Origin of the sequence: Vibrio sp. OPT24 (assembly GCF_015163545.1) — a bacterium.
Classification (GTDB): domain Bacteria; phylum Pseudomonadota; class Gammaproteobacteria; order Enterobacterales; family Vibrionaceae; genus Vibrio; species Vibrio cyclitrophicus.
In genome coordinates this window covers 62,318-72,455 of record NZ_JADDYI010000081.1, presented here as the reverse complement: position 1 = coordinate 72,455, position 10,138 = coordinate 62,318, and the positions used below count along the sequence as shown (strand labels likewise).

Below are 10,138 nucleotides of genomic sequence, written 5' to 3'. Positions count from 1 at the left end.
TAGGAAAGAATTTAGTATGACAACTCAAACTACAATCAATAACGAAAAGCTATCTCCGTGGCCTTGGCAGATCGAAGAGAGCACAACTCGCTTTGATAACGCAGCAATGTCGACAATATTGAAAGACTTAAGCCTTGCTTGTTACGTCGTGAACCACCCAGAAAAAGGTTTAGGCGTAAGCCAAAAATCTGAGATTGCATCGGGCGATTCAGCAAGCTCAGCGAACAGCCAACCTGTTAGCGCCTTTGCTCCTGCTCTTGGTACACAAAGCCTAGGCGACGAAGATTTTCGCCGTTGTCATGGCGTGAAATACGCTTACTATGCAGGTGCAATGGCAAACGGTATTTCATCTGAAGAGTTGGTGATTGCGCTTGGTCAAGCTGGCATTCTTTGTTCATTTGGCGCCGCGGGCTTAATCCCGTCTCGCGTTGAGCAAGCGATCAACCGTATCCAAGCAGCACTGCCAAACGGCCCTTATGCGTTTAACCTGATTCATAGCCCAAGCGAACCCGCACTAGAGCGCGGCAGTGTAGAGCTGTTTTTGAAGCACAAAGTGAAAACGGTTGAGGCTTCTGCCTTCTTAGGTCTAACACCGCAAATCGTTCACTACCGTGCAGCTGGCCTTAGCCGTGATGCACAAGGTGAGATTCAGATTGGAAACAAGGTTATTGCTAAGGTAAGTCGTACTGAAGTCGCGAGTAAGTTCATGCAACCAGCTCCAGCTAAAATGCTGCAAGCTCTAGTTGATGAAGGTCGAATCACAGCAGAACAGATGGAACTGGCGCAGCTGGTTCCTATGGCTGATGACATTACCGCAGAAGCAGATTCTGGTGGTCACACCGATAACCGTCCACTGGTTACTCTACTGCCAACGATTCTTGCACTGAAAGAGCAAATCCAAGCACAGTACCAATTCAAAACTCCGCTACGTGTCGGTTGTGGTGGTGGCGTAGGTACGCCTGACGCTGCTCTAGCGACGTTTAACATGGGTGCTGCTTACATTGTTACCGGTTCAATCAACCAAGCGTGTGTTGAGGCTGGCGCGAGCGAACACACACGTAAGCTGCTTTCGACAACCGAAATGGCTGACGTGACTATGGCTCCGGCAGCAGACATGTTCGAAATGGGCGTGAAACTGCAAGTGGTTAAGCGTGGTACCTTGTTCCCAATGCGTGCAAACAAACTGTACGAACTTTACACTCGCTACGATTCAATTGAAGCGATTCCAGTAGAAGAGCTCCTGAAACTTGAGAAGCAAGTATTCCGTTCAACACTAGATGATATTTGGGCGGGGACTGTGGCGCACTTTAACGAGCGCGATCCTAAACAGATAGAACGCGCTGAAGGCAACCCAAAGCGTAAAATGGCGTTGATCTTCCGTTGGTACTTGGGTCTTTCTAGCCGTTGGTCAAACACCGGCGAACAAGGTCGTGAGATGGATTACCAAGTATGGGCTGGCCCTGCACTTGGCGCATTCAACGCATGGGCGAAAGACAGCTACCTAGATGATTACCAGCAGCGTAATGCAGTCGACCTAGCAAAACACCTAATGCACGGCGCAGCCTACTTGGCTCGTGTTAACCTGCTGACTTCGCAAGGTATCAAGCTTGATCCGGAACTAGCACGCTGGAAGCCGACGCAAAGAATGGCCTAGGCATTTCAATACAGCGTTAATTAAGCTCAACGAATAAAAAAAGCGACCTTAACGGGTCGCTTTTCTTTTGGTTATTCTTCTTAAACTAGCTAAGAGATTAAGATTTCTGCATACGCTTTTTCAGTCGAGCTAAGTCAATTTCACTAGAGCGAACAGTCAACTTAATACACTCGTAATCGTACTCTTCTTTAACCACACTCATGTTTGAGCGAATCTCACCGATGATGCCTTGGCCAGAATAAGGAATCGTGATCTCTTCTTCGATCATGCCCTCTTCTGCAACACCAACGATGTACTTGTGCAGTTTAGTGATATCTAGCGGATCACGAGTCGACGTTAGCATCGCATCTGGGAATTCTTCGATCAGCTCTAATTGCTGCTCTTCAGTCAATCTATCGCACTTATTCAGCACTAACAGTTTTTCGCTGCCTTCAACGCCCACTTGTGCTAATACATCGTGTACCACATCAAGCTGTGCACGGAATGAAACGTCAGAAGCATCAACCACATAAAGCAGCAATGAAGCATCATGCGCTTCTGCTAGCGTTGAGTGGAATGAAGCAACCAGATCGTGTGGCAATTTCTTGATGAAACCAACGGTGTCTGAAACCAAGATACGCGGTTGAGTAATTGGTTGAAGTGCACGAACCGTAGTATCTAGTGTTGCGAACAGTTTATCTTCACCCACCACTTCGGTTGCGGTCATTGCACGCATCATCGAAGATTTACCGGCATTGGTGTAGCCAACTAAAGCAACAGTGAAAAGCTCCGCACGCCTTGTGCGTCGGGTCTTCATTTCATCTTGTACGCTTACTAGCTCACGCTTAAGCGCAGCAATTTGGTCACGTACGTTACGACGGTCTAGCTCAAGTGAAGTTTCACCGGCGCCCTGACCCATTTGACGCTCTTTATCACCCTCAGCCGTTTCACGCAGTCGCGGCACTAAGTAGTTTAGACGAGCGATATCAACTTGCAGACGAGCAGTACGAGTACGAGCGTGACGGCTGAAAATTTCGATGATGATACCAGTACGGTCAAATACTTCCACACCCAAACTCGCCTCAACAGTACGCATTTGAGATGGACTTAAATCACAGTCGAATACCACAACATCAGCGGCACCGTATTGGAAGTTGCCCGTTGGAAGATCATCAAAATCTAACTCATCGATTTCAGAATCAAACAAACCCGACTCATCAAGAAAGTCTTCATCTTCAGCTTCTTCAATAGAGCCTTGGTAACCAGTTAGATGTGCAATTTCGGCAAGCTTACCTGCACCCAACACATTCTGTCTTTGAGATGAACTGTGGTGTTGCGATTGTGTACCGACGACTTTAAACCCTAGGGTTGTCACTAAGCGAGCAAGTTCGGCAAGAGACTCTTTTGCTTCGTCACCTTTAAAATCCGGTGTCGTAATAGAAATAAGTAAAGCGTTATTCGCCGCTGGTTTTGCTGTTAGTTTCATGTATTCTTCTGTTTATGCACCAAGGTGCAACCTAGTTTTTGGTCTAAAGTAGTGTGATCCTACGCGTTTCTACGTCAGCTTTATAGAGCTAAGGGATACTAAATCAAGATATTATTGCAGTAGAAGCATATATATCGTTTATCCCTCTGTTTTTATAAGGGATAAAAAGCAAGTATAGACAACGAAAAAGGCAGCATCACATTACTTATTAGTAGTTGGTGATACTGCCTTTGATTTAGACATGAACTTTGATTGTTAAACTAACTCAGCAACTAGAAGTCGATTCTCGCTTCGGTTTGAGCATCGAAGAATACCGCCTTTGATAAGTCAAAATGCAGCGGTGCCATTTGACCAACCGATACTTCAAACTCTGGCGACAAACGACACGCGACTTCTTGATCGTTCACTTTAACCATTGCGATGGTATCTGGCCCTGTCGGTTCCAGCACCTCCAGTTGTAAGTCTAGCTTTGTGGAGGCAGAAACATCATCACTTTCTTGCTCGGTAATGTGCTCAGGACGTAGCCCTATCACCAATTCCTTGCCATCTTGGTCGCGCATACTCTGTGGCAATCGAATGTGGTGTTCTTGTTCGGCAGTGCCCACAACCTTAATAATTGGATTCTGTTCCTCATCCAAATCCACCATGGTCTTAATGAAGTTCATTGATGGTGACCCCATAAAGCCCGCTACGAACATGTTGTTTGGCTTGGTGTAGATCTCTTGTGGAGTACCGAGTTGCTGCAGTTCACCGTCTTTCATTACTGCGATGCGATCTGCAAGAGTCATAGCTTCGATCTGATCATGGGTTACATAAACAATCGTGGTATTCAGCTTCTGGTGCAAACGTTTGATCTGGTGGCGCATTTCAACACGCAGCTTGGCATCCAAGTTAGAAAGCGGCTCATCAAACAGATACAGCTTAGGACGACGAGCCAAGGCGCGCCCCATCGCGACACGTTGACGCTGACCACCAGAAAGTTGCGACGGTTTACGATCCAGCAACTGTTCGATTTGCAGCATTTCAGCCACTCGGTTTACTTCTGCATCGATCTCGTCCTGTGGCATCTTACGGATCTTCAAACCGAAAGCGATATTGCCGCGTACCGTCATGTTTGGGTAAAGCGCGTACGACTGGAATACCATCGCAATATCGCGATCTTTAGGTTCTACCTGCGCCACGTCTACACCATCAATTACAATCTCACCCGAGCTAATATTCTCGAGCCCAGCGATGGTGTTCATTAGGGTGGATTTCCCACACCCCGAAGGGCCGACAAGTATCAAAAATTCCCCCGAATCGATACTGATGTCGATGCCCTTTAACGTTTCGTTGTCCGCGTTGCGATAGGTTTTACGGATCTGTTTTAAATCTAATGTTGCCATGGGTAATTATCCTTTTACTGATCCTGCCGTTAGGCCACGAACAAAATATTTTCCTGCGAAGACGTACACCAACAGCGTTGGCAGTGCGGCGATGATCGCGGCAGCCATGTCGACGTTATATTCTTTAACGCCTGTGCTGGTGTTGACTAGGTTGTTTAATGCCACGGTGATCGGCTGAGTTTCTGAGCCCGAATACACCACCCCGAACAAGAAATCATTCCAGATTGCGGTGAACTGCCAGATCACCGTCACCATGATGATTGGCGTTGAGATCGGTAATAAGATCTTGAAGAAAATGGTAAAGAAGCCTGCACCATCCAGTTTTGCCGCTTTGATCAATTCATCAGGAATCGAGATATAGAAGTTACGGAAAAACAGGGTCGTAAACGCCATGCCGTAGATAACGTGCACGATCACCAGACCAATGGTCGTGTTAGCCAAGCCCATCTTGCCAAGCATGGTTGCCATCGGCAGTAGCACCACTTGGAACGGAATGAAGCAACCAAACAACAGCAAGCTGAAGAACAGGTTCGAGCCTCGGAATTGCCATTTCGTCACTACATAACCATTGAATGCACCCAACAATGTTGAAATCGCAACCGCAGGAATCACCATTTGGAACGAGTTCCAGAAATAGCCTTTGATACCTTCACATTTCACGCCCGTACAGGCGGTATCCCACGCTTTATACCAAGCATCGAAAACCCACTCTTTCGGCAAGCTCATTAAGTTACCCGCCTTGATGTCAGGCAGAGTTTTGAATGACGTCAGCGCCATTACAAACAGTGGCATTAAATACACCAAGCAGAAGAAAAGCAGTGCTGAATAGATAAAGATTCGAGCAAAATTGATGTTATTCATCATGACTTTTTCTCCCTAAGTTCAGAGTAAAGATAAGGCACGAGAATCGCTAAGATACCAGCAAGCATCATCATGGCACTGGCAGCACCAAGGCCAATTTGTCCGCGAGTAAAGGAGTGGGCGTACATAAATAGCGCTGGAAGATCCGATGAATAACCCGGGCCACCCGCCGTCATTGCCGTCACAAGGTCAAAGCTCTTAATTGCAATGTGTGAGGTGATGATCACCGCACTGAAAACCACAGGGCGCAAGCAAGGTAAAATGATTTTGAGATAGATAGTGGGTAAGCTTGCCCCATCGATTTGAGCCGCTTTGATGATTGAAGAATCGATGCCACGCAGACCTGCTAAGAACATCGCCATCACGAATCCAGAAGACTGCCAAAGTGCTGCGATAACCAAGGTGTAAACGGACATTTCAGAATTGACGAGCCAATCGAATTTGAAGTCAGTAAAGCCCCAGTCTTGCATCAGCTTTTCAATGCCAAGACCCGGGTTAAGAATCCATTTCCACGCCGTACCCGTCACAATGAATGACAACGCCATTGGGTAGAGATAGATAGTGCGAATCGCGCCTTCTTGGCGGATATTTTGGTCAAGCAACACAGCCAAACCAACACCTAACAAGATAGCAATCGCCATGAATAGAAAACCAAACACACCGAGGTTGGTGATTGAGGTGATCCAGCGATCGTTATCCATCAGCTTTTCATATTGGGTTAAACCAACGAAGTTAAAGCTCGGCAGAAATCGAGAGTTGGTGAACGACAAAGCTGCCGTCCAAAATATATAACCGTAGATACACACCACGGTCACTAACGCAGTTGGCGCCAGCACAATTTTAGGTAACCAATGTTGCAACCTGTCAGCAAAACTCGGTTTCGGTGCCGGCTGGCTCCTTGTGGGTTTTGGAGTCGACTCAGTCAAAACATGCTCCATAACTTATCCTTGTTGCACAATCGAGCCAATGGCTTACCTTTCGGCACCACATCAGCATCACGCATATTAGAATTGGGAGTGAAGAGCAGATAGGCTCCCTACGAGCCTACCCACCCTGGGGGTTCGATAAAGCAACACAACCCGACACTCACGTGCGTTGTGTGTCACTTATCAAGTTTGATTAGATAGCCGCTTTCACTGCTTTTGCTAACTTAGCTGCCGCTTGTTTCGGATCGGCATCTTTCTCATTGAAGAAATTGGTCACTACGTCATAGATAGCGCCTTGAGCGTAGCTTGTTGTCGCTAGGCCGTGAGCCATACTCGGAACAAGATCGCCCGATTCAGCACTTGCTTTGAAGGTTGCCATTGAGTCCAACGCACATTGGTCAAACTTAGACATATCCATATCTAGACGTACAGGGATAGAACCTTTGTTAAGGTTAAAGACTTCTTGGAAATCTTTGGTAAGAATAGTTTTTGCCAGGTCTTGCTGCGCTTTTTGGTTCTCTTTGTCACTTAACTCAAAGAACGCAAAGCTATCGATATTGAAGGTAAATTGACCGTCAGTACCTGGAGCTGGTGCACAGATGTAATCTTTACCCGGCACTTTACCTGCCGCAGTAAATTCACCTTTCGCCCAATCACCCATGATTTGCATCGCGGCTTCGCCATTGATAACCATTGACGTTGCTACGTTCCAATCACGACCGGGAGAGTTGCTGTCGATGTAGTCACGCATCTTTTTGAACTTGGTGAAGACTTCCACCATCTTGTCGCCAGATAACACATCCATATCAAGATCAACGAACGCTTTGTTGTAATCTTCACTGCCTAATACATCAAGTGCTACTGCTTCGAATACCGTCGCGTCTTGCCAAGGCTGGCCACCATGAGCCAGTGGAATAAAGCCAGCTGCTTTAATTTTGTCTGCGGCAACAAAGAACTCATCTAACGTAGTTGGAACCGTCACGCCTGATTTTTCTAAAACAACAGGGTTAGCCCAAAGCCAGTTAACACGGTGAACGTTGACAGGAACCGCGACATATTCACCATCCCACTTCATCACTTTAGTCACGACTTCTGGTAGTAGTTCATCCCACTGTTCTTGTTTCGCAGTTGCATCGAGAGACGTTAGAAAACCTAAACCACCCCACTCTTGAATATCATGACCTTTAATCTGCGCAGCAGATGGAGGATTGCCCGATACTGCTCGCGTTTTCAAAACAGTCATCGCACTTTCACCGCCGCCACCAGCAACAGCAAAATCTTTCCAAGTATGGCCTTGTTCTTCAATCATCTCTTTCAGTACCGCTGCTGATTTCGCTTCACCACCGGCAGTCCACCAGTGAAGCACTTCCACTTCACCAGCTTGAGAAAATGTTGAGGCAGCAAGAAGAGATAGAGTAAGTAGGGTTTTATTAATTTTCATTATTATCTTCCATGTTTAGCGGACTCGACGTCCGGTTCAATAAAGAGTCTACTTATTCTAATTTTTAAGATTGAAACAAAAGGTAAGCCCAATGTAACGTAATTGTTACATTAAACTTCTAGGCCTCTAGGGATATAGACTTTGGCTTCTAAACCACCTTGAGGGCAGTTGCGAATAATGAGATCTCCGCCGTGTCCATGCAGAATATTTCGGCAGATCCCGAGGCCAAGTCCGTGTCCTTGGTCATCGGTTGCGAGCCTAAAGTAGGGTTCGAAAACCAACTCTAACTTGTCTTCAGGGATACCCTTACCGTGATCTTGAATCGTCACAACCACCCATACAGAATCACTACCGATATCTACCTCAGCTGATTTCCCATATTTCACCGCATTATCTATGAGGTTGGTCAGCACACGTTTTATGGCTAATGGTTTGGCGACTAACGGTTCAACCACGGACGGCTCAAACTCAACTAAGGTTTGATGTTGGTTGTGCAGTTCAATTACAGAGAGCATCATCTCGTTGAGATCGATAATGGCATTGTTTTCATGAAGGTCTGTGTCTCTCACAGCCTGAAGAGCACCTTTAACCATCATCTCAAGCTCATCGAGATCTTTATTGAATTTGTCTTTCTTTACTTCACTTTCCAACAATTCTGCCCGTAACCTGAGTCGGGTGATAGGTGTCTTTAAGTCATGAGAAATAGCAGAGAAAAGATGTTCACGGTCGGCAACATAGCGACGAATCCGTTGCTGCATGCGATTAAAAGCTCGGGTCGCGGTGACCAGTTCTGTTGCCCCTTCTTCGTTAAGCGGAGGCTGCTGAATATCCATACTCATTTCATTAGCCGCTCTTGCTAACTTTTTGAGAGGACGCACTTGGCGACGAATCATAAAATAGGTAAGTACAAGCAGAATGAGCGTTGAAGATACTAAGAAAATCACCTGTTCCCGACCGAGAATTGTATCGTCGAGCTTTACATAAGGCGCAGGCAACAACGCCGCAATATAGACCCATTCATGGCTCTTTAATTCTATTTGGACAACCAGAATAGGAGGATTGAGAGGTTCTAACGTTAGAGTATGATGTGCCCACGATCGCGGGAGGTCGCTTAAATAGATATCATTTTTAAGCAAACGAAGATGCTCAGGTCGCGAAAAGTCGACCCTTACCGATTCGACTTTATTGAGCTTGCTACTTAAAACACTTTCTATCGCTTCTATCGATGCGGTTTTTAAGCGGGTGTCAGGGATAGGCTCAACAATCAAAGCCTCTTTATTGAAAGAAACGAAGAAGCGCGTACCGCCCATATTGCGGATCTGATCTAATACGATATGACGATACTTGACGGGCAAAGATTGGAAGAAAGTCACCGTTGAGGCAAACATGTTTGCCATGCTCGACGAGGCAGAACGAATCCCCTCCAGTTCTTTGTGTTTGGATTCGCTATACCAAATAGATGTAGCGATACCTTGAGCAATCACAACGGCTAACAAGGTCAGCAACAATGTTCTTGCGACCAAGGAGTTTGGTTTTAATCTACTCAACCACTTCATGCGAGATACTTTATCCGGAATACTTCATTGGAAATGACTCTATTAGCATTAGTTCATTAACAGTAAGTCATGCTTAGTGTTCATACTGAACAGGCACAGCGAGAATATAGCCGTTACCGCGCATGGTTTTGATGTAGTGAGGATATTTTCCGCTATCGCCCAATCGACTTCTCAGGCGACTAAGCTGTACATCAATGCCACGTTCAAAAGGCAGCGCTTCACGACCTCTAGTAGCAAAAGATATGGTGTCACGATCTAGAACTTCGTTTGGACGAGTTAAAAACAACATTAACAATGAAAAGTCGCTGCCCGACAAGTCCATCTCTTCTGAGTTTTCATTGTGAGAGATTCGATGCGCGAGCGTATCGAGAGTCCAGTCACCAAAAATGATCTGCTTTGGTAGTGCATCGCTTGGCTTGTCATCCACCACTTGAACACGTCGTAATAACGCTTTAATACGAGCCATTAACTGACGAGGGCTAAACGGTTTGGCGATGTAGTCATCGGCACCAATTTCTAAACCGATAATCTGGTCGGTTTCATCCGATACCGCCGTTAGCATGATGATTGGCACATTGGATCGTTTGCGGACTCGTTGGCACAAGGTAAAACCATCATCACCGGGTAGCATCACATCAAGCAGAATCAGATCTGGATAACCTTGCTTTTGCAAATGAGCTTCTAGTTCAACACCATCTCCCACAGAAGAAACATCGAAACCAGATTTTGTGAGGTACTCTTCCAGCAGTTCGCTGATTTCTTGATCATCATCCACCACGAGAATTCGAGTATTTGTTGGCATCGCCCAAACCTATTAAATTTACAACTTATTCACATAGTGTATAGGCTG

8 protein-coding genes are annotated in these 10,138 nt (G+C 46.1%); 1 reads left to right on the top strand and 7 read right to left on the bottom strand.

What is annotated here, in order from left to right:
* The first annotated feature begins 16 nt into the window (after positions 1–16).
* Positions 17–1,654 carry an eicosapentaenoate synthase subunit PfaD gene (gene pfaD, locus IQO02_RS20635; RefSeq protein WP_016791986.1) on the top strand — a complete coding sequence of 546 codons (1,638 nt, stop codon included), beginning with the start codon at positions 17–19 and terminating at the stop codon, positions 1,652–1,654.
* 97 nt (positions 1,655–1,751) lie between these two features.
* On the opposite strand, the gene hflX is transcribed toward pfaD, so the two are convergent.
* From hflX to IQO02_RS20600, 7 genes are all read right to left on the bottom strand, one after another.
* Positions 1,752–3,119: a GTPase HflX gene (gene hflX / locus IQO02_RS20630; protein ID WP_010439465.1), complete on the bottom strand. Its 1,368-nt coding sequence runs from the start codon at positions 3,117–3,119 to the stop codon at positions 1,752–1,754.
* Positions 3,120–3,391: 272 nt separating this feature from the next.
* Entirely contained in the window at positions 3,392–4,504 is a 1,113-nt protein-coding gene (locus IQO02_RS20625) for an ABC transporter ATP-binding protein (protein WP_010439463.1), read from the bottom strand.
* 6 nt (positions 4,505–4,510) lie between these two features.
* Positions 4,511–5,368: a carbohydrate ABC transporter permease gene (locus IQO02_RS20620; protein ID WP_009848502.1), complete on the bottom strand. Its 858-nt coding sequence runs from the start codon at positions 5,366–5,368 to the stop codon at positions 4,511–4,513.
* Positions 5,365–6,303, bottom strand: a complete 939-nt coding sequence (locus IQO02_RS20615) for a carbohydrate ABC transporter permease (RefSeq protein WP_010439457.1) — start codon at positions 6,301–6,303, stop codon at positions 5,365–5,367. Before IQO02_RS20615 ends, IQO02_RS20620 begins: the two co-directional genes overlap by 4 nt.
* A gap of 181 nt (positions 6,304–6,484) precedes the next feature.
* Positions 6,485–7,732 (bottom strand): ABC transporter substrate-binding protein, encoded by a 1,248-nt coding sequence (locus IQO02_RS20610; protein WP_004736057.1) that lies wholly within the window; start codon positions 7,730–7,732, stop codon positions 6,485–6,487.
* Positions 7,733–7,842: 110 nt separating this feature from the next.
* Positions 7,843–9,288, bottom strand: a complete 1,446-nt coding sequence (locus IQO02_RS20605) for an ATP-binding protein (RefSeq protein ID WP_010439452.1) — start codon at positions 9,286–9,288, stop codon at positions 7,843–7,845.
* A gap of 73 nt (positions 9,289–9,361) precedes the next feature.
* Positions 9,362–10,090, bottom strand: coding sequence for a response regulator (locus IQO02_RS20600; protein ID WP_016792936.1), 729 nt, complete (start codon positions 10,088–10,090; stop codon positions 9,362–9,364).
* Positions 10,091–10,138 lie beyond the last annotated feature (48 nt).